Raw genomic sequence first — 25,887 nt, forward strand, 5'->3', positions numbered from 1 at the left:
CTCTAACATAGGGGGTGCAAGCACCGAAGACCGTGATGTCGCATCCGGTCGGGCTTCGATAATGCCCGGTCATGGGTCCGAGGGCGGCGGATCGCGCCAGAAACGCCGTTCCTGGCGCATTGACCACGGCAGCTCGAAGCGCCCCAGTTGCAGACGAATGGCACCCTGTTCGACGCTGTCGTAGATCGCCATTCCACGTTTTTGATAACGCGCGATGACCGTGGGATGCGGATGGCCAAACGAATTGCCCTGCCCGCGAGAGATCAGTGCAGCTTTTGGTTGCAGGACATCCAGCAGGGCCCCGGACGACGAACTGCGACTGCCGTGGTGTGGCGCCTGCAACCAATCGGTGGGCAGGGCCAACGGACTGTCCAGCAGGGCTCTCTCGGCGGCGGCATCTATGTCGCCACTCAACAGCAACCGTTCGCCATTGGCCTCGATCAGCAAGACACAGGAGTTCTGGTTACTGTCGCCGGCCAATGGCCAATGCCAAAGCTGGAAATCGACTTGATCCCAGGTCCATTGCCGACCGCTCTCACAGCTCTCGGCCTGCAACTCCACAGGCAAGTCTGACGGCTCACCACTGACCACCTGTTTCACCGGCAAGCCCTTGGCAACTGCCCGGGCACCGCCGGCATGATCGGCATGGGCGTGGCTGATCAGCATCAGGTCGAGGCCTTTCACCCCCAGTTTGCGCAACGCCGGCAGCACCATCCGCTCCCCCTGGTCGAGTTCACCGAAACGCGGTCCGGCGTCATACAGCATCGTGTGATGCCGAGTGCGCACCAGGATCGCCAGCCCCTGGCCGACATCCAGTTGCCAGACTTCGGCCATGCCTTCCGGCAACATCGGCCTGGGCGAAAAAACCAGCATCAACAGCATGGGCCAGCCTAACGGGCGCATCGGTACGCCTCGCGGCAGCAATAGCAAGAAGGCGCCAATGGCACCGATTACCCAGGCCCATAGCGGGACGGCCGCGGGTACCCACGCGGGAACCTGACCGGAGACGAGCCCCAATCCCCTGAACCACCCATCGATCAGGCCGCCCGCCAGCCACAGCAATTTTTCACCCACGTAAGGCACCGCCAGCAACAGCGTCCCGAGCAACGCCGGTGGCAGTACCACCAGGCTGATCCAGGGCACCGCGAACAAATTGGCCAGCGGCCCGCTGAGACTGATGGGCAACCCCAGTGCCAGTAACAACGGGCACAGCCCGATTGCAATCAGCCACTGGGCGCGGGTCCAGGTTTGCCACCAACGCCATGGCCCCAACCGACCGCCGAAGATCAATATCAAGACCGCCACGGCCGCGAAGGACAGCCAGAATCCAGGCTGAAGACTCGCCAGCGGCTCCAGCAGCAAAATGCCGTTGAGGGCCAGCAACAGCGGCCACCATGCACCGAGATGACGGAACCGTAGACGCCACAACAACACCAGACCGATCATCACGCAGGCCCGTCGCACCGGCACCCCGAAACCGGCCAGCATCCCGTAACCGAGCGCAGCGGCGAATGCCAGGCCACACGCCCAGGGCAACCATGGCAGACGGTTCGGCCATAACCCAAAGCGGGCCAGGCCGGCGATCAGCAGATACACAACGCCCGCCAGCATTCCGATGTGCTGCCCGGAAATCACCAACAGATGCACCGTGCCGGTGTCCTGCAATACCTGCCAGTCTTCGCGACTCAGCCCCGCACCGTCGCCGAGCACCAACGCCGTCAACGCGCCGCTTCGCCCTTGGGCATCCACCGCCAGCAAACGCTGACGGATTGCATCGCGCCAGGCCCATTGGGCTGGTGCAAGGCGTTCGCCCTCCTTGACCGTGCCGGTCGCCCCGATGCGTTGTGCCAGCAACCACGCCTGGTAGTCGAAGGCCTGCGGATTGAGGAGCCCGACCGGACGCTTCAATTTGACTGCCAGGCGCCAGCGTTCGCCACTGTTCACCGGCGGCCCGCCATACCAGGCCAGGCGCATTTGCTGCGGCAGCCGGGTACGTCGGGACTGGATGTCGGTCAATTCGAAACGCACGACACCGTCATCATGCCGGGGCAAGCCTGTGATCCGACCTTCGACCCAGCGGGTTTCTCCGTCCAGGGCCGGCGGCAACCGGTCATCCAGCGCCCACTGCGCATTCGCGCAGGCCCAACTCAAACCGAACAGGTAAAACGCCACCGGATACGTCCTGAACGGCAGCAACATCAAACCCGCTACCGGCATCGCCAGCCACAACCAGACCGGCGGCAATGCCGGTAAAAAACGCAAGGTCAGCAGACCCAACGCCAGCGCCATCATCCCTGTGCGCATAAGCCCGTCCTTGAGAGTACCCTCCAAGGCTTAGCCCGCCCATCGGATGGGCGTCGTCAATAATTGTCACAAAGTCTGAATGGGCAGCTCGTAGAATCCAGACATACTTGCCGCCCTGACCGACCGAGAAGCCTTATGCCCCGGCGCTTATTCAAACGTTACATGCCAGACCCGATGAGCATCAGGGAACACAAGTCCTTACGCTTTCTCGGCACGCTGTTGCATGACCCGAACCTGTGGCACCTCAATCGCCACTCCGTTGCCCGCGCCATGGCCGTGGGCCTGTTCGCCGCGTTCCTGCCGATTCCGCTGCAGATGCTGCTGGCGGCCATCCTCGCCATCATCGTGCGCGGCAACATGCCGATCGCCGTGAGCCTGGTCTGGCTGACCAACCCGATCACCATGCCCGCTGTGTTCTTTTGCACCTACCAGACCGGCGCCTGGCTGATGGACGTCCCCGCCCGGCAGTTGCCGGACTCGCTGAGCTGGGAGTGGATCAGCGGCGAAATCTCGACCTTGTGGCAACCGTTTCTGCTGGGTTCGGTGGTAACCGGGCTGGTACTCGGTGCGCTGGCCTACTTCCTGGTAATGATGTATTGGCGCTGGTGGGTGGCCAGGCAATGGAAGCGGCGCAAGAAGAGCCGGATGTGAGAATGCAAAACGGCGCCCCAGGGCGCCGTTTTTCATATCTGCCATACACCCCCTGTAGGAGCTGGCGAAGCCTGCGATCTTTTCGCTTTTAACGGGTTTCTGACCAGTACCCAAATCAAGATCAAAAGATCGCAGCCTGCGGCAGCTCCTACAGGGAAGGTCAGGTACGCATCCCGCGTCCACTCACCAGCAACCGTGCACTACCGAGATACAACACCACGGTCGCCACCAGCATGAAGGCGATCGCCACGCTGATGCGGATATCCGATACGCCGAGGATGCCGTAACGGAACGCGTTGACCATGTGCAACACCGGGTTGGCCAGGGACACGGTCTGCCAGAACGGCGGCAGCAAGGTAATCGAGTAGAAGACCCCGCCCAGGTAGGTCAGTGGCGTCAGCACGAAAGTCGGGATGATCGAAATGTCATCGAAGTTGCGCGCAAACACGGCGTTGATGAAGCCCAGCAGCGAGAAAATCGTCGCGGTCAGCACCACCACCAGAATGGTCACGCCCAGGTGATGCACCTGCAAATGGGTGAAGAACAGCGACAGCAAGGTCACGATGATCCCCACCATCAAGCCACGCAGCACGCCGCCCAGGGTGTAGCCGATCAGAATGGTGTGCGGCGACAGCGGCGAGACCATCAGTTCTTCGATGGAACGCTGGAACTTGCTGCCGAAGAAACTCGACACCACGTTGCCGTAGGAGTTGGTGATCACCGACATCATGATCAGCCCCGGCACGATGTACTCCATGTAAGTGAAGCCACCCATGTCGCCGATTTGCCGACCGATCAGATTACCGAAGATCACGAAGTACAGGACCATGGTGATGGCCGGCGGCAGCAAGGTCTGCGGCCAGATCCGGGTGAAACGCCGGACTTCACGGTAAACAATGGTGTTGAGGGCAACGAGGTTGGGGCGCAGCTCGGAACTCATACCGCCACCTTCGACAGATTTTTCTCCACCAGGGACACGAACAACTCCTCGAGGCGATTGGTTTTGTTGCGCAGGCTCAGCACTTCGATGTTCTGCTGCGCCAACTGGGTGAACAGCGCGGTGATGCCCATGGACTTGTCCACCTGGACTTCCAGGGTATGGCTGTCGATCAGCCGGGACGGGTAGCCGAGCAACTGAGGGGCTACTTGCAAGGTGTTTTTCATATCCAGCAGGAAGGTTTCGACATGCAGTTGGCTGAGCAACTGCTTCATGCTGGTGTTCTCGACGATGGTGCCGTGGTCGATGATGCCGATGTTGCGGCACAACTGCTCAGCCTCTTCCAGGTAGTGGGTGGTGAGGATGATGGTGATGCCTTTCTGGTTCAGCTCGGTGAGGAAGCTCCACATCGAGCGACGCAGTTCGATGTCCACCCCGGCAGTCGGTTCGTCGAGGATCAGCAGGCGCGGTTCATGAACCAGCGCGCGGGCGATCATCAGGCGCCGCTTCATGCCGCCGGACAGCGAACGCGACGGTACGTCCTTCTTGTCCCACAGGCCGAGCTGGGTCAGGTACTGTTCGGCGCGTTCCTTGGCGATTTTCGCCGGGATGCCGTAGTAGCCGGCCTGCGTCACGACGATGTCGAAGGTCTTTTCGAACTGGTTGAAGTTGAATTCCTGGGGCACCACGCCGATGCAGCGTTTGAGCTGCGCAGGATTTTTGTCCAGGTCGTGACCGAAGATATTCACCGTGCCGCTGGTCTTGTTCACCAGGGTCGAGAGAATCCCGATGGTCGTGGATTTGCCGGCGCCGTTCGGGCCGAGCAAGGCGAAGAAGTCACCTTCGGCGACATCCAGATCGATACCACTCAGGGCCTGGAAACCGTTGCCGTAGGTTTTGGTTAGCTGCCGGATGGACAGAGCGGAACTCATATCTGATTTACGCACCAAGAAGGGGAAAAAGGGTCAGGTCAGGGCGGGCGGCGCGCATTGCAACCACGTCGCATCAGCGCAATGGTGCTTGTCGCCGCCACACAAGTACAGTCAAGCGTGTCGATAGTGAGTATTAAGTCAACGTGGTCATGACTGCCTTTTGATACGCCGGACGCTGCTTCAACCGCGCGTACCAGGCCTGCAGATGCGGCTGTGGCGCACGCTCGATCGGCATCTCGAACCAGGCATAAATGAAACTGCCCAGGGGAATATCGCCCATGCCGATTTCGTCTCCGGACAGGTAGGGCTTGTTCGCCAACGCCTGATCGGCCATCGCCAGCAGCGTATCGCATTCCTTGATCGCCGCCTTGATGGCGAGCCAGTCCTGCTGGTCTGCCGGGGTACGCAGCACACCCCAGAACACGGTACGGAACGGGCCGGCAAAGCTTGAGGTGGTCCAGTCCATCCACTTCTCGGCGCTGGCACGGGCTTGCAGATCCGCCGGATACCAGGCCGTGCCGTCGGCGTGACGGGCCATTAGATAACGCACGATGGCGTTGGATTCCCACAGCACGAAGCCATCGTCCTCGATCACCGGAACCCGACCGTTGGGGTTCATCGCGCGGTACTCGGGCGTATCGACGACACCAAAGGCGCCACCGGCATCGATAGCCTCGTAGGCAAGCCCAAGTTCTTCGGCGGCCCACAATGGCTTTCTGACATTCGATGAGTTTTTCCGACCCCAGATCTTCAGCATGAGCGCCTCTTTTTCGGTAAGTGGGCAGGCAGCATACGCCGGATCAGGCGCGACTCAAATCGCTCTGCATATCACCCAACAGCGGTTGCTGTTGCTCACCGAACAGGTGCGGATAGCATTTTTCCAGGTGTTCGAAAAAGAACGCTTCAGGTACGTCGGCGAACTGGCCGTGATCGACCAGGTACTCCATCAGCTTCGCGCCATCGCGGTTGAAGGGATGAAAAACGCTGTCGTTGATCCCGTCGAATTCCAGCGGCGCCACATTGAACAGGTCGCAGAGTTTGCGGTTGAACGCAGGTGTCGCCTTGACCCAGCGACCCTGCAAATAAAACTCGGTGTAGCCGTGCATGGCGAACATGTCGCTCTTGAGCAACTCAAGCAGCCGTGGCGTCGACAAATGATTGCGCACATCCGCCAGGCCGATCCGCGCGGGAATTGCGCAATGCCGCGCCGCACCTGCCAGCAACGTGGCTTTGGGCACGCAGTAACTCTCCCCGGCCGCCAACGCATAACTGCCGCAGAGGGTCTGCGGATCGCGGCTGAATGTGTACGGGTTGTAGCGCACCGCTTCGCGCACGGCGTAATAGAGACTGATCGCCTGCGCAAGCGGATCGCGACTGGCGCCACGGTGTTTTTCGGCGAACTCCACCACGGACGGGTGGTCACTATCGATGAAGCGGCCGGGACTCAGATACTCGTGCATGAGAACAATCTCCTGGGGAAGTCCCGAGTCTAGCGAGCGCTTGAGCACAGAGATAACGACGTTTCGGCCAAACATGGGCGCTTTGTCGCTCGCTCGATCAACGCTTTTCCCACGGTTCCAATCACATCGCTGTGACCTGCCTGTTTTACGGATGCCGTCTAAGCTCTGTGGGCTGGTTCGCCATGGTTTCACGGAGGAATGAATATGCTGCTGTTGTGGATACTGGTTCTGCTGGTCGGGATTGCTTATTTGGCCCACCGCCGCATCGCCCCGCTGCCCGCCCTGGTCATCGTGGCCGTCTATGCCGTGGCAATGGGTGCGTTCAGCCGCGCGCCGGGCTGGTTGCTGCTGGTTATCTGGGTGTTGATCGCCGCTGTCGCCGCGCCCTTGCTGCTGCCCGACCTGCGCCGCAAATTGTTCAGCGCACCGATGTTCAACTGGTTCCGGAAAACCCTGCCACCCATGTCGCAAACCGAGCGCGACGCCATCGACGCCGGCACGGTCTGGTGGGATGGCGAACTGTTCAGTGGCCGTCCGGACTGGAGCAAACTGCTGTCCTATCCCAAAGCGCAATTGAACGAAGAGGAACAGGCTTTCATCGACGGGCCGACCGAAACACTCTGCACCATGGTCAATGAATGGCAGCTCAGTCAAACCATGGACCTGCCGCCCGAAGTCTGGAGCTTCATCAAGGACAACGGCTTTTTCGCCCTGATCATCCCCAAGGAGTTTGGCGGCAAGGGCTTCTCCGCTTATGCCCACTCGCAAGTGGCGATGAAACTGGCGAGCCACAGTGGCGACCTCGTCACCACCGTGATGGTCCCCAACTCCCTCGGCCCGGCCGAACTGTTGCTGCATTACGGTACCGACGAACAACGCAACCATTACCTGCCACGCCTGGCACGCGGCGACGATATCCCGTGCTTTGCCCTTACCGGCCCGCTGGCCGGCTCCGATGCCGGCGGCATGCCGGACTCGGGAGTGATCTGCAAAGGTGAATGGCAGGGTCAGGAAGTCCTCGGCCTGCGCCTGAACTGGGAAAAGCGTTACATCACCCTCGGCCCGGTGGCCACCCTCCTCGGCCTGGCCTTCAAGGCCTATGACCCGGATCACCTGCTAGGTGATCAGGAGGACTTGGGCATCAGCCTCGCACTGATTCCAACCGACCTGCCCGGTGTCGAGATCGGCCGCCGGCATCTGCCGTTGGGCGCCGCGTTCATGAATGGCCCGAATTCAGGCAAGGACGTGTTCATCCCGCTGGAGTTCCTCATCGGCGGCCAGGAGATGCTCGGCAAAGGCTGGATGATGCTGATGAATTGCCTGTCGGTCGGGCGTTCGATTTCCCTGCCGGCGGTGGGCACCGGCATGGCCAAGTTCACCAGCCTGGTGACGGGCCAATACGCTCAGGTTCGCGAGCAGTTCAACGTGCCGATTGGCGCTTTCGAAGGCATTCAGGAAGCCATGGCGCGTATTGGCGGCAACACCTGGATGATGGACGCCGCCCGCATGCTGACCGCCAATGCGGTCGACCTGGGCGAGAAACCGTCAGTGCTGTCGGCGATTCTCAAGTACCACCTGACCGAGCGCGGCCGCGACTGCCTCAGCGATGCCATGGACGTGCACGGCGGCAAGGCAATCATCATGGGGCCGAACAACTACCTTGGTCGCAAATGGAACTGCGCGCCGATTTTCATCACCGTCGAAGGCGCGAACATTCTCTCGCGCAACCTGATCATCTTCGGCCAGGGTGCAATTCGCTGCCACCCCTTCGTCCTCAAGGAAATGGCCCTTGCCGACCGTGAAGACAAGGATCAGGCGCTCACAGAATTCGATGGCCTGCTGCTCAAGCACATCGGTTTTGCCGTAAGCAACGCCGCCAGCACACTGGTGCTCAATCTCGGTTTCGGACACTTCGAACACACCCCGGGCGACAAGCTCAGCCAGGGTTATTTCCGTGCCCTCAATCGTCAGGCCGCTGCTTTCGCCCTGCTCGCCGACCTCAGCATGATGCTGCTGGGGGGAGAGTTGAAACGCCGGGAACGTCTGTCCGCACGGCTGGGTGACGTGCTGAGCAACCTTTACCTGGCCTCTGCCGCGCTCAAGCGCTACCACGATCTCGACTCACCACAGTACATGGCGCCGCTGCTGGCCTGGGCCATGGAAGAAAGCCTGAGCCAGGCCGAACGCGCCATGGATGAGTTGCTGAATAACTTCCCGAACAAAATCGTCGGCTGCCTGTTGCGGGTGATCGTGTTCCCGTTCGGTCGCCGGCACAAAGGGCCATCGGACAAACTCGGTGCCGAAGTCGCTGGGTTGATTGGCCGCGCCAAGGGCGACCCTGCCCTGGAGGAATTGCTCCTGGGTTGCTATCGCCCACAAGCGAGCGACGATCCGGTCGGGGCATTGCAACACGCCTGCAATCTGTTGAGCGCCGCACAGCCATTGCAGAAAAAGCTGCATGTGGCACTCAAGAGTGGTCAGGTCAAACCGCTGGCCGGCGAGTCGGCGATCGATGCCGCCCTCGAAGCTGGCGTGTTGCAGCCGGTGGAAGCCCAAACCCTGCGTGAAGCCGAAGCGGCCCGACGCAAGGTGATCGATGTCGATGACTTTGACCAAAAGGCTCTGGCGCTGGCCAAGGGAAAAGTCCGCTGATCCCTTCAAGCATGTAAAAACGGGCGCTGGCGCTTTATACTCCCGCGCCCGTTTTGCTCTTGAGGACTTATCTCGTGTCCAACATCGTTGCCGATCATCTCGTTTTACTCGACCACCTGCGCAGCATCCTGGTCGCCGTAGGTGAGGCCGAGCAGGTTCCCGAAGAAAGCCATGCCTTGTTCCTTGAGCGCTTCGACGAACTGCTTGCATCGCTGCCGATCGACCCGATCGAAAGCCAGTACCTGGGCCAGGACATCCTGACTCAAGTCATTTCCCGTTATCCGCAAATCGCTCACCTGATTCCACGGGATCTGCTGTGGTATTTCGCCGGTGACTGCCTGCACTACTTGTCCGATGAAGAAATCGACCTGTATCAGGCATTGGAAGAACGCCGCTTCGAAGCCGAACAGAACGACGAACCTTTCGACTGGAACCAGGAAAAACAGCTGCTGGCGCTGTCGAACCAGGACAGCAAGCACTGATCTTCTATCAGTGAAGCCAAAGGCCCGCATGCTTGCATGCGGGCCTTTTTTTTATTGCCTTCAGAGCACCCCGTCAATATCAGGCAACCGCACTGCGCTGCGACCTTGCCCGAATCGCTCGCCCGCCCGCCTAAACCCAGCCTTTGCACCAATGGTTTTGTTTAAATTCATGGCACTTTGGACTGATTGAACTACCTTCAAACAATAAGAAGTCATCACGGCTGGATTTTCCACGTTAGCTTCAGTGATCAGACAACAAATTGGCAAAAGGAGTTACCTCACCATGATCCTGGCAGGCGTTTTCCGGCTCTGTACCTTCATTACCGATTACTTGCCGAGGGAACCAGGTCGCTCGCTGTCCCGCCAGATCAGCGAAGTGGACCCGCTCGTGTGTAATGCAAGGAATAACGCCAAGGCCATGGATAGCGGGTCTGGCGCATTGGGAGGGGGATAGCCCGATCCCCGTGAAGTGAAGTGATCCGAGACAACTCAGTCCGCCTAAAGACGGCCCATCCAGTGAGGATGTACTTAATGAGCTTTCGTACCGAGCCCGCTTTCAAGCGAATTATCCATGGCCTGTTCTGGATGGGCCTCAGCGTGGAGGCGGCTCAGGCCGCGCCGGCCAATTGCCCGCAACTGGACAATTGGCCGACAACCTACGAGGTCGGTCAGGGGCTGCAGAGTGAACTGCGCAGCCCCGTTGCGGTAACGCAACTGGCGGTGGGTGACCCGAAAATTGCCGACGTGCAACCCAGCGGCAGCAATGCGTTCATACTCACGGGCCTTGCGCCCGGGACCACCAGCCTGATGGTCTGGACCGCCTGTTCGAAAACGCCGCGCCAAAGCATGGTGTTCGTCAAGGGTAAAGCCACAGCGGCGCTGACCAGCGCGCCGTCGGTGCCCTCCGACGACCTGCTGCTGCCGAGCCAGGTGCAGACCGATATCCGCTTCGTTGAAGTCAGCCGGACCAAGCTCAAGGAAGCCTCCGCCTCGATTTTCGGCATCCGCGGCAACTTCCTGTTCGGTTCGCCGAGAACCTTGCCCACCATCGGCGGCATTGTCACGCCGTCGATACCGGTGAGAAACGACAACTTCAACCTCACGTTTGCTACCGGTAATACCCTGGTGGCGCTCAACGCGCTGGAAGGCAGCGGTTTCGCCTACACCCTGGCGCGGCCAAGTCTGGTCGCGCTCAGCGGGCAGAGTGCGAGCTTCCTGGCCGGTGGTGAAATACCGATTCCGGTGCCCAGTTCAGGCAGTGATAGCGTGTCCATCGAGTACAAGGAGTTCGGTATCCGCCTGACCCTGACGCCGACCATCATTGGTAAAAACCGTATCGCGTTGAAGGTGGCACCGGAAGTCAGTGAACTGGACTTCACCAACGCCGTGAGCATCGCCGGCACGGTCGTCCCGGCCCTGACCGTGCGCCGTACCGATACCAGCATCTCCCTGGCCGACGGCGAAAGCTTCGTCATCAGCGGCCTGATCAGCTCCCGCAACACTTCCCAGGTGAACAAGTTTCCGGGGCTGGGCGATATCCCGGTTCTGGGCGCGTTTTTCCGCGACAACACCATCAACCGCGAAGAGCGTGAACTGCTGATGATCGTCACCCCGCATCTGGTCCAGCCACTGGCGGCCAATGCACAACTGCCGTCATTGCCTGGCGAGCAGCTGCGCAATTACGACCCGAACTTCTACCGCATGTTTTTCCTGGAAAATGGCGACTTCGACAGTCGCATGGGGCTCTCGCAATGAGCCGGAGCCTGAACCAGACGGGCCTCGCCCTCACGCCTGACGGTGACTTTGCACGCTTGCCGGGCCAGCCTTATTGCCATTGGCCAGGCGTTCAAGCTGTTCTAGCCAGGGGACCTTCGATGAAAGCAGTCATTGCAATAGCGGCGACATTGATGCTCGCCGGTTGTGCCAGCAATGGTCTGTCTTCGCGACCGGCCAGCTGTGCCAAGCCCGATTCGGAGCAAGAACTGGCCCTGAACCTGGCCGACAGCATGGCCGACGAAGGCCGTTTGTATGCCAGCCTGGCGAATCTGGAAGGAATGCCCGATAGCCTGGTTCAGGTCCGCCTGCGCAAGGCTCGGGTGCTGCGCTTGATGGGGCGTAGCGGCGACGCGCAGCCCTTGTACGAAAGCTTGCTCGGCACCTGTCTGGCAGCTGAAGGGGAACTTGGCCTGGGCCAACTGGCCGCCGCCAAAAATGATAACGCCAGCGCTGCCACTCACCTTGAGCGTGCGGTGCAGATGGCCCCCACCGACGACAGGATGCGCAATGACCTGGGGGTCGTCTACCTCAATCAGCACCGGATCCCTGAAGCACGCTTCGAGTTCATGACCGCCATGGAGCTCAAGCAGGCAAACACACTGGCGGCACTCAATATGGTGACGTTGCTGATCTACCAGGATAACTGGAAATCGGCCGCCGAACTCGTGACCCGCGCCGACTTGAGCCCCAGGCAAGTCGTAGAAGCTCAAAACCGCGCGGAAAAACTCAAGGCCTCCGCCAATAAAGTGGTGGCTACCGATGGCAATCGCAAAACTGAGGTAGCCGATGCCTCTTCCAGTGCGAACAAGTAGAACGTACGAGGAGTCGAGATGAATACCAAACGGCTGTTGATCCTGTGCACGGCTTGCCTGTCCACCACTGCCTGGGCCATTGAGCCGGGCCCCTCTTCGCCGTATCAACAAGGCACCGAACAGTGGTTGCAGCTGCAGATTCGCGGTGTGGTTGCCTCCCCTCACCTGCAAACCGCTTCGGCCACCGAACGTGACCTGGCCATGCAGCGCTGGCTGAATAGCTTCAACTTTCCGATTCCGGAATTTTATGACCAGGATTCAGCGGGACAAATGACCATCGGCAACTGAGGCCTATCGATGAGTGATCTGCCTCTGGTGTAGTCCAGAGTGGCCTGGCTGCAAAGCCGGGCTCAATCACGAGTGCAGGAAAATACAGTCCAGATACTACGAGGTGGAGCAAGCGATTGGAGTGAATGCACTCCGTTCGCCTGCTCCACCCCGTTCTTATGCAGTACAGCCATCCTGTTCGACAGCAAGCCACTCCTGTTCACTTACCGAATACTCTGAGTACCCCGATCAGAGCCGGGCCGATAGCGACCAGAAAAAAGCTCGGCCATAGACAGAGAATCAGCGGGAATATCAGCTTGGTACCGACTTTCGCCCCCATCTCTTCGGCGGCCTGCGTACGCCGGTCACGGAACTCATCGGCATAGATGCGCAAGGTGTCGGCCACGCTGGTACCAAAACGGATACTCTGCGCCAACAGGCTGACCAGACCTTGTACATCATCCAGGCCAGTGCGTACGGCCAGTTGCTTGAGCGCCTCGGTACTGGATATGCCCGCGCGGATTTGCGCATTGACCAGCGCCAGTTCTTCAGCCAGTTCGACCTGACTGACCGACATCTCCTCAGCCACTCGTTCGATGGTCGTGGGCAAGGCCAGGCCCGACTCCACGCACACCACCATCATATCCAGCGCATCCGGAAACGCCGCACGCAGCCGACCTTGTCGCATCTGCTTACGCTTGGCGACATACATTGCCGGCACCAACCATCCGATACCGGCCACCATGACCACCAACAGCAGCCCCATGCTCAGGGAAACCTTGGGAATCATCGGCAACAGCAGCAACGCAATACCGATCAATAACAGCGGCAACATCAAGCGCACTGCCCAGTACATCTGCACCGCCGACGAGGAGCGGTATCCCGCATGCATCAACAGGGTCTGGGTGACGGACGTTTGAGCTGACCCGGCCGAGGCAAAGCGCTGGCCGACCCGCTCCAGCAACAGTTGCAGGTTACCCGGAGCCTCCTGCCCGGTCGTGTTGCCTAAATGACCACGCTTGATCAGCGCCAAGCGACGCTGCACCGGGTCCTGAAGCCCCTGTATCAGCAAGATCACGGTGCCGACCGCAAGCACCGTACTCAAACCGATCGCGCCAAGGAACAACAGGCGCGCCATCTCCTCGTTCCCCGTGACCCGACTGAACAACCCGAGCAAAAAATCCATGACCTGTACCTCTCGGTAGCGAATACCGCTCAAACCTGAATCCGGATGATTTTGCGTATCCAGAAAATACCGATCAACATGGCGCAGAACGCCCCGATGATCAGCTTGTGACCGAAGGAATCATTGATCAGCACAGGCATGTAACTGGGGGTGGTGAGTATGATCGCGATCGCGAGCACGAAGGGAATAGCCACCAGCACCCAGGCCGACATGCGCCCTTCAGCCGACAGGGTTTTGACTTTGCGCTGAAAGCGGAAGCGCCCGCGAATCAGCCGACTCAGACGCTCCAGCACTTCGGTCAGATTGCCGCCGGTCTCGCGATGGATCAGGATCGAGGTCACCAGCATCATCACTGTCATGCTCGGCATGCGTTCCAGCAGGCCGAGCATGGCCCGGCGTACATCGTTGCCATAGTTGATATCGGAGAAGGTCAGGCCAAACTCATGAGCCACCGGCCCCTTGTGCTCCTCGGCCACCAAACGCAGGGTTTCGTTGAATGGGTGCCCGGCGCGCAGAGCGCGGCACATGGCATCCAGCGCATCCGGCAGGCCTTCCTCGAACTCAGCGAAACGCTTGCCACGGTCGCGAGAGATTTTCAGTATGGGTAACCAGAAGACCGCGAAACCCGCCACCAGCGCCATCCACCAGACTGGCGAAACCATCCAGATCAGGATACCCACCCAGACACCCAGCACCAGCCCGAGCAGTAATACCCGATAGGCCCGGTATTCGTGCCCGGACTGCTCAATCATTTGCGTCAATGCCTCCATAAAGGGCAGCTGCTCAAGCCTGGCCTCCAGGGGCGACAAGCGCGTCAGGTACTTCTGCCTCAATACCGTTTGCATGTTGGGCAAATTATTGGCTTTCTCCATTACGTGCAGGCGGCCGCGGATGCGCTTGCGCATCTTGCCGGCCTCGCCAAACACCGGCACTGCCACACTCTGGGACAGGAGGAAGACGGCAATAAACACCATGCCAAGGAACATCAGAATGAATTCACCAGGAACCTGGTTCATGATTGCCGTGCCTCCATCCACTCAGGCCTGAACATCGCAAGCGGCAACTCGATGCCGCGCTTGGCCAGCACATCACGGAAGGCGGGGATCATGCCGCTGGGCCGAAAATCACCGAGTACTTCGCCGTTTTCGCCCACGCCGTGGCGCACGAAGGAGAAGATTTCGGTCATGGTGATGATCTCGCCCTCCATGCCGTTGATCTCCTGCACGCTGACCAGGCGGCGCTTGCCATCCTCCTGGCGTTCCAGCTGGATCACCACTCCGATGGCCGAAGCGATCTGTTGGCGCATGGCCTTGATCGGAAAGGTCGCCCCGGTCATCGACACCATGTTCTCGATTCGCCCCAATGCATCGCGTGCGGTGTTGGCGTGGATCGTGGTCAGCGAGCCGTCGTGGCCGGTGTTCATCGCAGTCAGCATGTCCAGTGCCTCGGCGCCGCGCACTTCGCCGATCACAATGCGGTCCGGACGCATCCGCAAGCTGTTGCGCACCAACTCCCGCTGGTTCACCTCGCCACGCCCCTCGATATTCGAAGGCCGGGTTTCCAGGCGTACCACGTGGGGCTGTTGCAACTGCAGTTCGGCTGAGTCTTCGATGGTAACGATCCGCTCGTTGTGCGGGATGAAACTGGACAGCACATTGAGCATGGTGGTCTTGCCGCTACCGGTACCGCCGGAAATCAGCACATTCAAGCGCCCACGGACAATCGCCTTGAGCAGCAGGGCAATGGCCGGGGTCAACGCCCCCACCTGGATCAGGCTGTCGGTATTGAGTAGGTCCACCGCAAAGCGCCGGATCGACATGCTCGGGCCGTCGATGGCCAGCGGCGGAATAATCGCGTTGACCCGCGAACCATCCTTGAGCCGGGCATCCACCAAGGGCGAGGACTCGTCAATACGCCGCCCCAGGCTGGAAACGATGCGGTCAATGATGTTCAGCAAATGCCGATCATCGCGAAAACGCACGTCGGTGCGTTGCAGCTTGCCGAAGCGCTCGACATACACTGAGTCATGCCGGTTGACCAAAATGTCGGACACACTGTGATCGGCCAGCAGCGGTTCCAGAGGCCCCAGACCGAGCACCTCGTCGGTGATCTGCTTGATGATCAACTGGCGGCTGGACGTACTCACCGGTGCCGAGTGCTCATCGAGCAGGCGCTGGCAAATATCGCGAATCTGTCGCGTGGCCTCAGCCTGTTCAAGGGAGTCCAGCAAGGACAGGTCCATGACCTTGAGCAACTGTTGGTAAATCTTTTCTCGCCACTCGGCTTCCACCGGGGTGACCTGACTTTTGGTTTCGTAAAGAACGTCCGGCGTTGCACGCTCCCACGCCATCACTTCCTCTGCCGGATCCAGTTGGTCGTCACCTGGCTGGTTAGCCTGCGACGGGGCGGATTTACCGGCCTGTTTGCGCAAGCGGTTACGAAAGTCACTGATCATGGGTCACCCCCCGAAAAAACGGTTGAAGGCGCGTTTGAGTGCGCCTTTGTTTCCAGCCACCTGCTTGCCGACCAGTTCCTCGGCCACGTTGCGCAGGGCAGCGGTGATCGCCGCCTTCGGCGCATGCAGCTCCAACGGCACGCCAGTGTTCTGACTCTGGCTGACCAGGTTGAAGTCGTTGGGTAACTTCGCCAGGTTCGTGCAGCGCAGCGCCTCGCTGATATCCTTGAGGCTGACCGCTGCCGACTTGTCATAGCGATTGACCACTATCTGCAATTGATCCCCACGCACGCCCAGGTCTTCGCGAAGAATCCGCACCAGGGAACTGGCATCGCGCAGATGGCTAACGCTCTGCTGCACCACCACGTACACCCGATCCACCTGTTCCAGCACAGAGCCGGTGAGGTGATCGATTTGCCGTGGCAGATCGATCACCACCCAGTCATAGCTGGCGCGGGCCAACTGCATCAGGGTGTCAAGTTGCTCGGGTTGAGCATCCTGCGGCAGGCACAGCTCACCGGCCCGGCCACCCAGCACATGCAAGGTCGGACTGAAGTGGCTGCAAAAACCCCGTAGCGCAACGCTGTCCATGCCGTCGATCTGATGCAACACCTCCAGATGGCTGTGCGTCTGCGCCACATCCAGGTAATGCGTCACGCTGCCAAATTGCAGGTCCATGTCCAGCAACAGGGTACTGCCAGCCTTCATGCTGAGCTGCTGAGCCAGGTTGCAGGCCAGCATGGTGCCGCCGGATCCGCCCTTGGCGCTGATCACGGCGAGCAATTTCCCTTCTGTCCCACTGCCGGTCCGAACCTCCATGACCAGCCGATTCAAGGCAGCAACCAGTTCTGTCTCGGCGACGGGCTCCGGCAGCACGTCACGGGCGCCGGCCTGCATCGCCAGGCGCATGCCTTCCTGTTCGCTCAGCAGTCCGCACACCAACATCGGCGGACGTTCATGGGCCGGGCGCTGCAACAGGGCCGCCAGCTCTTCGCGCCACAGGTGGCTGACGCGCAACAGCAACAGATCGGGCATCCGGTCCAAGCCGTAGAGCGGGTCGACATGCCCATTGCTCACTAGCCGAGTACTCACCTCCAGGCTGGGCATGCGTTGGCAGACGCTCTGCAAGTCGCGCAACGACGTGGCATCACGGCTGCTGATCAGCAACCTGAGCCCGGCTTTGCCGGTCGAACTGGAGAGTGGAGTGTCCTTGGTATTCAGCATGGCGTAATCTCCCCGGAATCGGAATGACGCCCGAGGCTTTCACGTAGCAACGTTGCCCTGAATGCAGGCAAGGTAATGGACACGTCGAACCCGGGAATGAACAGATTGAAAACGAAGTTTTGCAGACTCAACTGGACATCGCGGCTGGCCTGCAGCAGCACGTTGTACTGATAGAGCATGCGGCCGAACTCACCAAAGGTCAGCGTATTGAGCGCGGCAGCGCGTGTCGCGTTGGCAATGGCGGGAGTGTCGACACCGCCTTCCATCTGCCGAAGGGTTTTAGCGCCACTCAGGGCGGCGGCGTCCACCGCATTCTGCAGGCGCGTTTTGTTCAGCATCATATGCCCGCCATCCAACGCCAACGCCGCCATCATGGCCATCGCCGCCAACGAGATCACCATCAATACACTCACCGATCCTTCCTGGCGCCTTGGCGTCGAAGTGAACGGCCGCTGAATACGAAGATTCATCATCAAGGCCTCGATTGCCGATACCGCTCCGGATCGACTCCGCCAATACCGCGGCGCCTTGGCACCTGTTGCGCCCGGTCAGTGAATTTTGACTACATTGGCCTCGACCCCACGGATAATGGTGACGGCTCTGCCACCCTCTCCGTTACCACGTGGCACTACGCGATTTGGCTCTGTGGCGGTAGCCACTGCCATGACCGGTGGGGCAGGCGCAACGGCTGCAGTTTTCTTCTCAAGGTTCAGTGGGTTACGCAGCGCCAGTTGCAACTTGCCTTCCGTCTGCGCCGTGACCAGGGTTTCCGCTTCAGCGGCCGACATCTCCAGCGTCACTGCGCGCACCACCACCGGTTGGGTCTTGTCGGTACCCGCGGTCTGATCCACCGCCAACACCCGCAAGTTCTCGAGGATGGTCCTGGAGGAGGCGCTGTTACTGCCGGCATTGGTGGTTTTGGTCGCCAGTACATCGACCCGGTTACCCGGCAACAGGAATCCGCCGACGCCGACCACATCGTCCACCCGAACCGAAATGGCGCGTTTGTCAGGCGCAATCAAAGAGGCCAGGGTGCTGCCCCCCAGGTGCTCGCTCAGACGCGCACCGCGCACGATGTCGCCCCGCAGAATGTCGAACGTTGCGATCTTGCCCACGGCTTTTTCGCTGGCATCGAAGGCATCGTCCGGGATCGTATCCATGGGCATGCGTACGGTCGTGAGCTGCTGGGCCTCGACCAACTGCCCGAATGGAATCTCTACCGTGGCGACCACCACGCTTCGCAGGTGGTCATCCGGGCTGGCATTGAGCCGCGCGCTCAGCCAGGAGTCGGCCATCCATGCAGCCCCAAGGCCCATGGCCAGAGAAACACCTATCAGGGTCAGCGTACGAGAGCTCATGTCAGTATCTCCGTATCAAAGAAAGTCGAGCTGGACGAAGTAGTTGCGCCAGGCCCATTCCAACTCTTTCGGTGACAGTGGTCCGGAACCGCCCATATAACGCTGGCGATCGAGTGCCATGTTCAGGAGATCGCGGGGATGGCAGGGCACCAGGGGCATGCCTTCACTTGCATACAGCCTTTGCAGCGCATAACGCACCAGCAGCGGGTCATAGGAAATGCCCAGGCGCTCGCTTTCCATGCGCCAGATCTTTTCGTACTGCTCGGGCTTCAGGTAACCGAACTGCAGCTTGTAGCCAATCCGGCGCAGGAAGGCCTCATCGGCCAGTTCCAGGGGATTGAGGTTGGTGGAAAACACCAGAATCAGATCGAACGGCAATTCGCAATGCCGACCGCCGCCCAGGTTGAGGAAATCGCGTTTCTCTTCCATCGGGACGATCCAGCGATTGAACAGCTCGGCGGGCGCCATGCGCTGGCGCCCCATGTCGTCGATGATGAACAGGCCATTGCTGGCCTTGAGCTGCAAGGCGGCCTGGTATTGACGGGTGAAGGGGTCATAACGAACGTCCAGTTGCTCCATGCTCAACTCACCGCCCGTGATGACGATCGGGCGTTTGCAGCGCAGCAGTCGACGGTCGATCCCTTCGTTGAGCATCAGGTTGTTCTGTTGAGCGTTTTCATCGAGCTGCTGATGCACCTGCGGGTCATAGATCTCGATCACCGACTCATTGATGACGATGGCATGAGGCACCCAGATGGCCTCGGCGAACAGACGGATCAGCCGACTGCTGACATAAGTCTTGCCGGTACCCGCGGGGCCATAAATCATGATCGCGCGCCCGGAGTTCATCGCCACACCCAATTGATCGAGCATCTCCTCCGTGAGCACTACGCCAGCCAGGGCATTGCGCATATCGTTGGCATTGATGCGACCATGGTGAATGGTCTGCAACTTGATCAGGGAGCGATAGGTACTCACCGGGAAGGGTGCCGCACCGATATAGCCACTGCGCGAAAGGGCATCGCGGGCGGCACTGCGTCCGCGTTCGGTCAGGCCATAACGCAGCATCTGCCCGCCCGTTTGACTCACCTGGCCAAGCACTTCGACACGGCCATCCTTGCGCAGAAACGCCAGGACCTCTTCAAGTACCGCACCGGTCAGCGCCAGGCGCTCCACCAGCCGCGACATGTCCAGAACACCGGCATCAAACAAATGCTTGCACACCAACTCGCCGAGAAAACTGTCGGTCAGGCCGGTTTCGCGGATAGTGCAGGGCTGAGGCGCCAGCCGTTGCACCGCGTTCCGATCGCTGGGGTAGGCATCACTATCGACGATGACGTGCATGTCTAACCTCCAAATCCACCGGCAACTTGCCAGTAGACGCTGTTCAAAGTGCCGATCAATATTGCAATCGAATATGGGAAAGGCTTGCCGGCTACTTCATCTGAAGTTGGCGCCAGATAAGCCTGCGCCCGTAGAATCAGCCAATAACGCCCCAGGGTCTGACGCAATTGACCGCGAACCAGCACGATCAATAAACCGCATACGCTACCGGCAATCAGGCTGAACATTGCAGCCCACAATGCGTATTGGAACGGTAGAAAACTGCCGACCATGGCCATTAACTTGACATCACCAGCTGCCATGCCACCGGAGGCGTACATCGGCAGAAACAGCGCAAAACAGATCAGGATGCCCAGCAGGCTGTCACCCAATCCGCTGACACCACCTGAATACATTTGACCGATCAATCCCAAGACTAGGCCCAACAGGACGAGCATGTTCGGAATACGATGGCGAAGCAGATCGCTCAACACCGCCACGCCCAAAAGTCCCATCAGTAAAACCATCGATACCAGTTCCGTGGACATGGCATGTCTCCCTGCAGGTATTAATCGTTAGCGTGCAGCGTTGCTATTGGCGGCCTTGAACAGCGCAGTGATTTGCGCTCTCTACACAAATTGACAGGGACAACGCGAAGTCCATAAAGAAAGTTGCCGGCGCCCTATCAGAAATAGCGGCAACCGGCTGTCCCATGGACATCGACGTGTCCCCCAAGAGGGAACTATCAGCAGGCGCCACCATTGATCGCGGTGCACAGTGCCTGCATTTTGGTCTGAACTGCTGTTCCAAGGGTCGAGAAAATTCCGACGACAAGCGCCGTAACCAACCCGCCGGCTACCGCGTATTCCACAACGGTCAGGCCATCTTCATCGTTGATGAACTTCACAACCGAAGCCTTGATTGTTTGCATAATCATTTTGCCCACCTCACTCGAATGTTGTTTTTTCTGAGGCAGTACTTTCTGTGCTGCCTGATGCAACCCTAGTCAGTGGCAAGGCATGGGCGTTAGGAAGATTTTGCACATCGTTAGGACTTTTTTGCGGGGCAGCCAAATACGCAGCATTGGCTTTTGCAGAAGTAACAGGTGGGGGTGAACAAGGCGCTGAAACGCAAAGACAATTGCCATTGATTCACAAGCGACAAGCGGTTAAACCCGGTTTGTCGAAAACACCCCAACAAACGCTCGCCCGGGCTGCCTTCCAGGCAACCCATAGAGCGAATAGAACTAAAAACCATCTTCCCTATCAGGATTAAATCTGCAAAGTGATGGCACCTTGGCAATACTCCTTAACAAAGTGAGTCACCCAGAACCCCAGAGTAGAGACATGACGTCCAATTTGACCAAAAGGCCATCGCTCCTGTGGTTCGATCTGACTCATGATCGGTCCACGAAAGAACTCGCCGCGCAGTTCGAGGACTCCTGCGACTGCAAACTGGCGAAAAATTCCGTGCTGCCCATCGGGGAACACGCAGACATGATCTGCGTCCATTTTGATCGCCCCGACACGCCAGGCTTGCGGCTGTTGCTGGAAATCAAACGCACCACCCCCACCATCCCGATCACCATGTTCACCGTGCAGCACTCGGAGGAGCTGGCTGTATGGGCCATGCGCTCCAGCGTCTGGGAATACATGGTGCTCCCGCTCTCGACCACCGAGAGGAATCGTTACCTGACGGCGGTGGTGCAACTCTGCGAGCTGCGTCGAAATACCAACGGCCGGGGCAAGTCTTCGCAGATCGACCACTCCCCGACCCTGCCGGAAAGTATCCGGTTGACCTCAGGACACCAAAAACACCAGGCGCTGAGCAATGTCATGCTGTACATCGAACAGCACTTTCGAGACAACATCGATCAGAGGGACCTGGCGCAGCGCTGCGGCATGACGACATTTCGCTTCAGCCGCCTGTTCAAGGAAGCCAATGGGCTTGGCTTCACGGATTACATCCTGGACAAGCGCATGAACTTCGCCAAAGATCTGCTCGACAACAGCCAGATGCCGATTACCAGCATCGGCTATGAGGCCGGCTTCAAGGATCCTTCCTACTTCGCTCGTGCCTTCAAGCAGTTCGCCAACTGCACACCCAGCGAATACCGCGTGGCACGCCAAATCAAAGCGGCTGCCGCCGCACAACCGGTGCAGGATGACAAAACCATTGAAGCGCTTGAAAGCCTGGTACAGAGCCTCAGCGGTTGATTTAGTTTTTACGCACACACAAAAACGCCGCTCAATGAGCGGCGTTTTCGTTAAATATGGAGCGGGAAACGAGACTCGAACTCGCGACCCCGACCTTGGCAAGGTCGTGCTCTACCAACTGAGCTATTCCCGCAAATGGCGTCCCCTAGGGGACTCGAACCCCTGTTACCGCCGTGAAAGGGCGGTGTCCTAGGCCACTAGACGAAGGGGACACGCTACCCGGAACACATGGTGTGTGTTTCGGTGTCCAGAGCCGCATCCGAAGACTTGGTTCTGGTTTCACTCAGCCCTGCCCGAAAGCAACGCTGTTTAAAATTGGAGCGGGAAACGAGACTCGAACTCGCGACCCCGACCTTGGCAAGGTCGTGCTCTACCAACTGAGCTATTCCCGCATTGGCGTCCCCTAGGGGACTCGAACCCCTGTTACCGCCGTGAAAGGGCGGTGTCCTAGGCCACTAGACGAAGGGGACACACGTACAACATTCACTCCCTGCTTCGTTTCGCTGTGTGCTTTACGCTGCAAGTGGCGCGCATTCTATGGATGGATTGAGATGTCGTCAACCCCCTGATATAAATTTATTTAAATCAATGACTTCACCCTGCTTTTGGGAGCCGTTGCGGTTTTCCGCTGCCCGGCGTTTGACGCCTATATTCCGGCACCCGGCAAGACGTTATAGTCCACCCAATGATGGCACTTTGTATATCTGGTGCCATCATTTATAGAAACGGGGCTGCGGCCGATATAAGCACAAGCATGTCCGATCCAACCCGTCGTGCGGGCCAGGGCGCTCAAATGCCAAGCCACCCGACTCGCATGCACAACCTATAAAGAGGTCTTACCGGTGACGCCACTCATGATCACCCTGCTCGTCGTAGCCGGGATCGCCCTGTTGATCGCCATTGGTTTCATGAACCATGTGCTGGAAAACAACAAGCTGGAAAAGACCCGTACCAAGATCGAGCTCAATGATCGTCTGCGTCGCTGCGGCGAAATCACCGAGACGTTCCCCGGCCAGCTGATGACCCCGGCACTCAAACTGCTGCTCGCCCGCCTGGAACTGAACGTCTGCCAGCGCTTGCTCAACCTGGAGAAATCCAGCGCCAACCTCAAGGCACGGATCGTCGAGCTGGAAGCCCTTGTCGGCCAGGGTGAATCCATCCCGGTCAACAATCCGCCAGCACCGATCCAGACCGAAGCCAAGGCCAAGGATGTACGCTTCCTGCTCGAAGCCCTGCACGGCCAGATCACCCGCGCGGCACAGGACGGCTTCCTGGCCCCCAACGAGGCCAAGCGCTGGATTCGTGAAGTGCGCCACATCCTGGTGCTGCTGCACATCGAGTTCTTCAACAACCTCGGCCAGCATTCCCTGCAACAGAACCAGCCCGGACAGGCTCGCCTGGCATTCGAACGCGGCGTGCAGTACCTACGCAAACAACAGGAACCACAGGTCTACGCCGAGCAACTGGAATATCTGGAAAAACTCCTGGCCCGTGCCAATGACCAGGTCATGGATCGCATTGCGCCGGTCGAAGGCGAAGTCAACCAGTTGACCGAAGGCTTAAAAGACGTCGAGGCCGACGCGGACTGGAAAAAGAAAGCGATCTACGACTGATCAGCGAAAGCCACTGTAGGAGCGAGCCTGCTCGCGATGGACTCCAGATCGCCGCGTTCAACCAGTAAACGCGCGTTATCTTTAACGACCATCGTCGGAACGCCGCCCGGAGCCGGCTCGCTCCTACAGGAAGCATTAATCGAAAAGTTGCCTTTTTTGGGCCCGGCCGATGATCATTTCAAAGCCTGAAATGCCCCACCATCCCCTTCAGCTCAACCCCCAGTTGCGCCAACTCAATACTGGACGCTGCATTGCCCTGCATGGCCAGCGAAGACTGGTCGGCACTGGCGCGAATACTGGTGACACTGCGGTTGATCTCTTCGGCCACCGAGCTCTGTTCCTCGGCTGCCGCGGCGATCTGCTGGTTCATCTGCTGGATCAAGGATACCGCCGCGGCAATACTGCCCAGCGCACTCTCGGTCTGCAATGCGTCGCTGACCGCCAGCTTCACCAACTCGCCACTGCTCTGGATCTGCTGCACCGAGGACTGCGCCGCCGAACGCAAAGCGCTGACCAGGCGTTCGATTTCCTCGGTCGACTGCTGGGTTCGCTTGGCCAACGCGCGCACTTCGTCGGCCACCACCGCAAAGCCCCTGCCCTGCTCGCCGGCCCGCGCGGCCTCGATCGCCGCGTTCAATGCCAGCAGATTGGTCTGCTCTGCCACGCTTTTGATCACACTCAACACTGTGCCGATATTGTGGATTTCCGCACTCAGGCTTTCGATGCTCGAACTGGCCGAGGTGGCTGAATCCGCCAACTGCTCGATCCGTGCCATGCTCTGGCGCACCACCTGCTGACCGCTTTCAACCTTGCCGTCCGCTGTTTGCGCGGCCAACGCGGCTTCTTCCGCATTGCGCGCAACATCGTGCACCGTGGCCGTCATCTGATTCATCGCGGTGGCGACCTGTTCGGTTTCCTCCTTCTGCGAACTGACCTCAAGATTGGTCTGTTCCGTCACCGCCGACAGTGACTGGGCGGAAGTCGCCAACTGTTCGATACCCGACTGCAAGCCGCTGACAATATGGCTGAGCCCCGCGCCCATTTGCTGCATTGCCTGCATCAACTGACCGATTTCGTCACGACGGGTCACGTCGATGGTCGCGCTCAAATCCCCCGAGGCGATCTGCTGCGCCACATGAATCACACTGCGCAGCGGTGCCACGATCAAGCGGGTGATGATCCACGCGGCAACCAGCCCAACCAGCAAGGCCAGGGCGGAAGAGCCAATGATCAGCAGCGAGTTCTTTTTCAGTTCAGCCTGCATCGCCTGGTCTTGCGCGACATAAGCCTGATCCACTCGCTCGACCACTTGGGCTGCGCGTTGGTGCAATTGCTGATAAACGGTTTTTTCCTGTTCCAGCAGGTCGGTGTACTCGGCGAGCTTGTCACTGAAACTGGCGATATGACCCATCACCTCATTGAGGACGGTCTGGTAACCCTCATCCTTGACCGTGGTCTTGAGCTGCTCGGCCTGGGTCAGTGCCTGGCTGGCCTGTTCGATCTTGCCCTGCCCGGCGCTGTCGTCGCCTTTGCGGCTTTGATCCAGACGCACGCGCGCTTCATTCATGGCTTGCAGCATCAAGCGTGAAACCTGGCTGACCTGGCTGGCCTGCTCGAGAAATTGCGCACCGTCCTTGCCTTCGGAATCCTTCAGGGTATAGGCGCCGTCATCAGCGAGCCCGGACTGCAATACATCAAGATTATTGGCCACGCTGGACACCGACCAACTGGCCATTTCCAGCGCCAGGTCCTTGGTCTGGGTGAGCGAGACAAACTCGTCGAAGACCTTGCGATAGGCACCCAAAGACTGTTCGACATCGTTCATCACCGGCACGTTGGCCGCAGACGCGGCCTTGAGTTGGCCGGCCAGGGCGATCAGGCCATCGACGCCCTCGTGCAGGGCGTCGACGGTTTTCGGATTGCCGTGCAAGGCGTATTCCTGCTCCAGCAGCCGCACCTTGAGCAAACCGCTGTTGAGCGATGACATTTGCTTGAGCCCGTCGAAGCGCTGACTGATGGTTTGCAGGGACCACACGCCAATGCCCGCCACCAGCGCAGTCAACAACAGCACCAGGACAACCCCGATACCCAGTTTTTTCGCCATACCGAGGTTGGCAAAACGTCCTTGCACGGCCGAATTCATTGCACTTAGTCCCCTGCCATAGTCTGTAGACGCAGATTCGCAACGGGCCAGTAGCAACACAAGGCTCTGGTGCCTGAATAATGGCAAAAAGCTACA

General features: G+C 59.3%; 22 protein-coding genes, 4 tRNA genes and 2 pseudogenes. 8 read left to right on the top strand and 20 right to left on the bottom strand.

Translation table 11 applies throughout. The features are described 5' to 3' along the window. Positions 1 to 69: 69 nt before the first annotated feature. Entirely contained in the window at positions 70 to 2,304 is a 2,235-nt protein-coding gene (locus tag KGA83_RS17590; protein WP_223530344.1) for a DNA internalization-related competence protein ComEC/Rec2, read from the bottom strand. 135 nt (positions 2,305 to 2,439) lie between these two features. On the opposite strand from KGA83_RS17590, the gene KGA83_RS17595 reads away from it, so the two are divergent. Continuing rightward, positions 2,440 to 2,955 carry a DUF2062 domain-containing protein gene (locus KGA83_RS17595; RefSeq protein WP_223530346.1) on the top strand — a complete coding sequence of 172 codons (516 nt, stop codon included), beginning with the start codon at positions 2,440 to 2,442 and terminating at the stop codon, positions 2,953 to 2,955. Positions 2,956 to 3,115: 160 nt separating this feature from the next. On the opposite strand, the gene KGA83_RS17600 is transcribed toward KGA83_RS17595, so the two are convergent. The 4 genes from KGA83_RS17600 to KGA83_RS17615 form a co-directional block, all read right to left on the bottom strand. Beyond that, entirely contained in the window at positions 3,116 to 3,895 is a 780-nt protein-coding gene (locus KGA83_RS17600; protein WP_008054107.1) for an ABC transporter permease, read from the bottom strand. Next, entirely contained in the window at positions 3,892 to 4,824 is a 933-nt protein-coding gene (locus KGA83_RS17605) for an ABC transporter ATP-binding protein (RefSeq protein ID WP_108215331.1), read from the bottom strand. The genes KGA83_RS17600 and KGA83_RS17605 overlap by 4 nt, the downstream gene beginning before the upstream one ends. Positions 4,825 to 4,957: 133 nt before the next feature. Next, entirely contained in the window at positions 4,958 to 5,581 is a 624-nt protein-coding gene (locus KGA83_RS17610; RefSeq protein ID WP_223530347.1) for a glutathione S-transferase family protein, read from the bottom strand. A 43-nt stretch (positions 5,582 to 5,624) separates the two neighbouring features. Then, entirely contained in the window at positions 5,625 to 6,284 is a 660-nt protein-coding gene (locus KGA83_RS17615) for a transglutaminase-like domain-containing protein (protein WP_218427442.1), read from the bottom strand. A 204-nt stretch (positions 6,285 to 6,488) separates the two neighbouring features. On the opposite strand from KGA83_RS17615, the gene KGA83_RS17620 reads away from it, so the two are divergent. The 5 genes from KGA83_RS17620 (at position 6,489) to KGA83_RS17640 (ending at position 12,294) form a co-directional block, all read left to right on the top strand. After that, positions 6,489 to 8,936 (top strand): acyl-CoA dehydrogenase, encoded by a 2,448-nt coding sequence (locus tag KGA83_RS17620; RefSeq protein WP_223530349.1) that lies wholly within the window; start codon positions 6,489 to 6,491, stop codon positions 8,934 to 8,936. Positions 8,937 to 9,010: 74 nt separating this feature from the next. Beyond that, the gene (locus KGA83_RS17625) at positions 9,011 to 9,418 is read left to right on the top strand and encodes a PA2817 family protein (RefSeq protein ID WP_007991629.1); all 408 of its coding nucleotides are present in this window, start codon (positions 9,011 to 9,013) and stop codon (positions 9,416 to 9,418) included. 531 nt (positions 9,419 to 9,949) lie between these two features. Further along, positions 9,950 to 11,173 (top strand): type II and III secretion system protein family protein, encoded by a 1,224-nt coding sequence (locus KGA83_RS17630; RefSeq protein ID WP_223530351.1) that lies wholly within the window; start codon positions 9,950 to 9,952, stop codon positions 11,171 to 11,173. 119 nt (positions 11,174 to 11,292) lie between these two features. Continuing rightward, positions 11,293 to 12,006 (top strand): tetratricopeptide repeat protein, encoded by a 714-nt coding sequence (locus KGA83_RS17635; protein WP_223530353.1) that lies wholly within the window; start codon positions 11,293 to 11,295, stop codon positions 12,004 to 12,006. An 18-nt stretch (positions 12,007 to 12,024) separates the two neighbouring features. After that, entirely contained in the window at positions 12,025 to 12,294 is a 270-nt protein-coding gene (locus tag KGA83_RS17640) for a DUF3613 domain-containing protein (protein WP_223530355.1), read from the top strand. 199 nt (positions 12,295 to 12,493) lie between these two features. Here KGA83_RS17640 and KGA83_RS17645 read toward each other — a convergent pair whose 3' ends face one another. The 9 genes and pseudogenes from KGA83_RS17645 to KGA83_RS17685 all read right to left on the bottom strand — a co-directional run bounded on the left by KGA83_RS17645 (position 12,494) and on the right by KGA83_RS17685 (position 20,756). After that, entirely contained in the window at positions 12,494 to 13,459 is a 966-nt protein-coding gene (locus KGA83_RS17645; protein WP_223530357.1) for a type II secretion system F family protein, read from the bottom strand. 29 nt (positions 13,460 to 13,488) lie between these two features. Beyond that, on the bottom strand, positions 13,489 to 14,475 hold the full coding sequence (locus tag KGA83_RS17650) for a type II secretion system F family protein (RefSeq protein ID WP_223530359.1): 987 nt from the start codon (positions 14,473 to 14,475) through the stop codon (positions 13,489 to 13,491). Beyond that, positions 14,472 to 15,914 carry a CpaF family protein gene (locus KGA83_RS17655; RefSeq protein WP_223530360.1) on the bottom strand — a complete coding sequence of 481 codons (1,443 nt, stop codon included), beginning with the start codon at positions 15,912 to 15,914 and terminating at the stop codon, positions 14,472 to 14,474. Before KGA83_RS17655 ends, KGA83_RS17650 begins: the two co-directional genes overlap by 4 nt. A gap of 3 nt (positions 15,915 to 15,917) precedes the next feature. After that, positions 15,918 to 17,138: an AAA family ATPase gene (locus KGA83_RS17660; RefSeq protein ID WP_223530361.1), complete on the bottom strand. Its 1,221-nt coding sequence runs from the start codon at positions 17,136 to 17,138 to the stop codon at positions 15,918 to 15,920. After that, positions 17,132 to 17,545 (bottom strand): annotated as a pseudogene (locus KGA83_RS29940) (Tad domain-containing protein); the annotation flags it as partial. The gene KGA83_RS17660 and the pseudogene KGA83_RS29940, both read right to left, overlap by 7 nt. A gap of 141 nt (positions 17,546 to 17,686) precedes the next feature. After that, positions 17,687 to 18,496: a Flp pilus assembly protein CpaB gene (cpaB, locus tag KGA83_RS17670; RefSeq protein WP_223530363.1), complete on the bottom strand. Its 810-nt coding sequence runs from the start codon at positions 18,494 to 18,496 to the stop codon at positions 17,687 to 17,689. Between the two features lie 15 nt (positions 18,497 to 18,511). Further along, entirely contained in the window at positions 18,512 to 19,840 is a 1,329-nt protein-coding gene (locus tag KGA83_RS17675) for an ATP-binding protein (RefSeq protein WP_223530364.1), read from the bottom strand. Between the two features lie 2 nt (positions 19,841 to 19,842). Beyond that, positions 19,843 to 20,367: a prepilin peptidase gene (locus KGA83_RS17680; RefSeq protein WP_223530365.1), complete on the bottom strand. Its 525-nt coding sequence runs from the start codon at positions 20,365 to 20,367 to the stop codon at positions 19,843 to 19,845. Between the two features lie 197 nt (positions 20,368 to 20,564). Continuing rightward, positions 20,565 to 20,756: a Flp family type IVb pilin gene (locus KGA83_RS17685; RefSeq protein WP_223530366.1), complete on the bottom strand. Its 192-nt coding sequence runs from the start codon at positions 20,754 to 20,756 to the stop codon at positions 20,565 to 20,567. Positions 20,757 to 21,165: 409 nt separating this feature from the next. On the opposite strand from KGA83_RS17685, the gene KGA83_RS17690 reads away from it, so the two are divergent. Then, positions 21,166 to 22,035: an AraC family transcriptional regulator gene (locus KGA83_RS17690; protein WP_223530367.1), complete on the top strand. Its 870-nt coding sequence runs from the start codon at positions 21,166 to 21,168 to the stop codon at positions 22,033 to 22,035. A gap of 57 nt (positions 22,036 to 22,092) precedes the next feature. Here KGA83_RS17690 and KGA83_RS17695 read toward each other — a convergent pair. The 4 genes from KGA83_RS17695 to KGA83_RS17710 form a co-directional block, all read right to left on the bottom strand. Next, a tRNA-Gly gene (locus tag KGA83_RS17695) sits at positions 22,093 to 22,168 on the bottom strand. A gap of 3 nt (positions 22,169 to 22,171) precedes the next feature. Beyond that, a tRNA-Glu gene (locus KGA83_RS17700) sits at positions 22,172 to 22,247 on the bottom strand. Positions 22,248 to 22,351: 104 nt separating this feature from the next. Then, positions 22,352 to 22,427, bottom strand: a tRNA-Gly gene (locus KGA83_RS17705). A gap of 2 nt (positions 22,428 to 22,429) precedes the next feature. Beyond that, positions 22,430 to 22,505 (bottom strand) — tRNA-Glu (locus tag KGA83_RS17710). Between the two features lie 384 nt (positions 22,506 to 22,889). Between KGA83_RS17710 and KGA83_RS17715 the strand changes: the two genes are divergently transcribed. Further along, positions 22,890 to 23,648: a hypothetical protein gene (locus tag KGA83_RS17715; RefSeq protein ID WP_177413209.1), complete on the top strand. Its 759-nt coding sequence runs from the start codon at positions 22,890 to 22,892 to the stop codon at positions 23,646 to 23,648. Between the two features lie 178 nt (positions 23,649 to 23,826). Here KGA83_RS17715 and KGA83_RS30095 read toward each other — a convergent pair whose 3' ends face one another. Both KGA83_RS30095 and KGA83_RS30100 read right to left on the bottom strand, forming a co-directional pair. Continuing rightward, positions 23,827 to 24,708 carry a methyl-accepting chemotaxis protein gene (locus tag KGA83_RS30095; protein ID WP_411741914.1) on the bottom strand — a complete coding sequence of 294 codons (882 nt, stop codon included), beginning with the start codon at positions 24,706 to 24,708 and terminating at the stop codon, positions 23,827 to 23,829. Between the two features lie 27 nt (positions 24,709 to 24,735). Continuing rightward, positions 24,736 to 25,791 (bottom strand): annotated as a pseudogene (locus KGA83_RS30100) (HAMP domain-containing protein); the annotation flags it as partial. Positions 25,792 to 25,887 lie beyond the last annotated feature (96 nt).

The organism is Pseudomonas sp. GL-R-19 (genome assembly GCF_019956375.1).
Classification (GTDB): Bacteria; Pseudomonadota; Gammaproteobacteria; order Pseudomonadales; family Pseudomonadaceae; genus Aquipseudomonas.

Bases quoted from the DNA above. Each gene is read 5' to 3' on its own strand.
- KGA83_RS17590 (WP_223530344.1), bottom strand. From the start codon at position 2,304: ATGCGCACAGGGATGATGGCGCTGGCGTTGGGTCTGCTGACCTTGCGT.
- KGA83_RS17595 (WP_223530346.1), top strand. From the start codon at position 2,440: ATGCCCCGGCGCTTATTCAAACGTTACATGCCAGACCCGATGAGCATC.
- KGA83_RS17600 (WP_008054107.1), bottom strand. From the start codon at position 3,895: ATGAGTTCCGAGCTGCGCCCCAACCTCGTTGCCCTCAACACCATTGTT.
- KGA83_RS17605 (WP_108215331.1), bottom strand. From the start codon at position 4,824: ATGAGTTCCGCTCTGTCCATCCGGCAGCTAACCAAAACCTACGGCAAC.
- KGA83_RS17610 (WP_223530347.1), bottom strand. From the start codon at position 5,581: ATGCTGAAGATCTGGGGTCGGAAAAACTCATCGAATGTCAGAAAGCCA.
- KGA83_RS17615 (WP_218427442.1), bottom strand. From the start codon at position 6,284: ATGCACGAGTATCTGAGTCCCGGCCGCTTCATCGATAGTGACCACCCG.
- KGA83_RS17620 (WP_223530349.1), top strand. From the start codon at position 6,489: ATGCTGCTGTTGTGGATACTGGTTCTGCTGGTCGGGATTGCTTATTTG.
- KGA83_RS17630 (WP_223530351.1), top strand. From the start codon at position 9,950: ATGAGCTTTCGTACCGAGCCCGCTTTCAAGCGAATTATCCATGGCCTG.
- KGA83_RS17635 (WP_223530353.1), top strand. From the start codon at position 11,293: ATGAAAGCAGTCATTGCAATAGCGGCGACATTGATGCTCGCCGGTTGT.
- KGA83_RS17640 (WP_223530355.1), top strand. From the start codon at position 12,025: ATGAATACCAAACGGCTGTTGATCCTGTGCACGGCTTGCCTGTCCACC.
- KGA83_RS17645 (WP_223530357.1), bottom strand. From the start codon at position 13,459: ATGGATTTTTTGCTCGGGTTGTTCAGTCGGGTCACGGGGAACGAGGAG.
- KGA83_RS17650 (WP_223530359.1), bottom strand. From the start codon at position 14,475: ATGAACCAGGTTCCTGGTGAATTCATTCTGATGTTCCTTGGCATGGTG.
- KGA83_RS17655 (WP_223530360.1), bottom strand. From the start codon at position 15,914: ATGATCAGTGACTTTCGTAACCGCTTGCGCAAACAGGCCGGTAAATCC.
- KGA83_RS17660 (WP_223530361.1), bottom strand. From the start codon at position 17,138: ATGCTGAATACCAAGGACACTCCACTCTCCAGTTCGACCGGCAAAGCC.
- cpaB (WP_223530363.1), bottom strand. From the start codon at position 18,496: ATGAGCTCTCGTACGCTGACCCTGATAGGTGTTTCTCTGGCCATGGGC.
- KGA83_RS17675 (WP_223530364.1), bottom strand. From the start codon at position 19,840: ATGCACGTCATCGTCGATAGTGATGCCTACCCCAGCGATCGGAACGCG.
- KGA83_RS17680 (WP_223530365.1), bottom strand. From the start codon at position 20,367: ATGTCCACGGAACTGGTATCGATGGTTTTACTGATGGGACTTTTGGGC.
- KGA83_RS17685 (WP_223530366.1), bottom strand. From the start codon at position 20,756: ATGATTATGCAAACAATCAAGGCTTCGGTTGTGAAGTTCATCAACGAT.
- KGA83_RS17690 (WP_223530367.1), top strand. From the start codon at position 21,166: ATGACGTCCAATTTGACCAAAAGGCCATCGCTCCTGTGGTTCGATCTG.
- KGA83_RS17715 (WP_177413209.1), top strand. From the start codon at position 22,890: ATGATCACCCTGCTCGTCGTAGCCGGGATCGCCCTGTTGATCGCCATT.
- KGA83_RS30095 (WP_411741914.1), bottom strand. From the start codon at position 24,708: ATGCAGGCAATGCAGCAAATGGGCGCGGGGCTCAGCCATATTGTCAGC.